At 45.0% G+C, this 1,020-nt stretch carries 1 protein-coding gene; it reads left to right on the top strand.

Annotated elements, in window-relative coordinates; genetic code table 11:
- Positions 1 to 23: 23 nt before the first annotated feature.
- Complete coding sequence (locus tag EBR25_14550; GenBank protein NBW42189.1) at positions 24 to 803, top strand: hypothetical protein; 780 nt, start codon at positions 24 to 26, stop codon at positions 801 to 803.
- The last annotated feature ends 217 nt before the right edge of the window (positions 804 to 1,020 follow it).

The raw sequence follows: 1,020 nt of genomic DNA, 5'->3' as shown, positions 1-1,020 counted from the left end.
ACACCACCTACGGCTCTGCCCTAGTGGAAGAGAAGGCATACCAGGATTACAGAGAGCCACTCAACCCGCAAAACCTTTTATCAACGAAACTCATATCGATAGATACAATAAGAATAGCTGACTTCAAGAAAAGAAATCCTCATATCAGGATTGACGACGAAAGACTTGGGGCAAGAGAAGAGGACTTGAGCCCCAAAGAAACTGAAGCAATATGCACTACGCAACTAGCCGAAGCTGCCAAGGCTGTCAAGGGAAGCATCGGAAATGCCCATTCAATGTTCAGGGCGCTGGAAGAGTGCGCGGAACAGGAGAAAAACTATCTTATTCTTGAAGATGACGTCAGCCTGCATCCTAATGCCATAGATTTTCTCTTGGAAAACTGGGAAAAGGTAAGCGCAGTCGACTTCATGGCTCTTGGGGCAAATACAGATGCACCCATAACATTTGAGCCTATTTTCGGAATGAAGTTTAGTGGTAAGTTCCTACAAACAGCAGACCACCATCCAAGCTACAGAAGGATAGAAGCCATATTTCGCGCTTACTCACACGCGGAAGTATCTATCTACAAGCTACAGAAGATGTTTGGGACCTGCGCATTTATGGTTTCACCAACTGGTGCGCGAAAACTGCTCAGCAAGGCGTTTCCTCTAGACCTAACACCAATAGACATACCGCTACTTCCCCGTCGGCTACTCGGCATCTCTTTTGACAGAAGAATCAATGCCATACTTGAGTCAATAGATGCAAGAATCTGCATCCCATTTTTAGCAATTACCCCAAACAACAATAAAAGCCAACGATAGAAACAAATTTAGGACTATCTGAATTATGGGATTGCAGCTTATATCTATCTCACCTTGAAATGCCCTTCCTGTATTACCTGTAAAAAAAATACTGCAGGTCTCTATAAGCCCTATTGGTCTTTTGCACCTCCACCAGCATTGCCGCCTCCACATCAGGCAACCGAATGGTGATGGTCTTCATTTGACTGCCTCCACTTGCTCTAATCGCTCCAGCTTC

Source organism: bacterium (genome assembly GCA_009926305.1).
Taxonomy (GTDB): domain Bacteria; phylum Bdellovibrionota_C; class UBA2361; order UBA2361; family RFPC01; genus RFPC01.
This window is presented reverse-complemented; position numbering and strand designations above follow the sequence as displayed.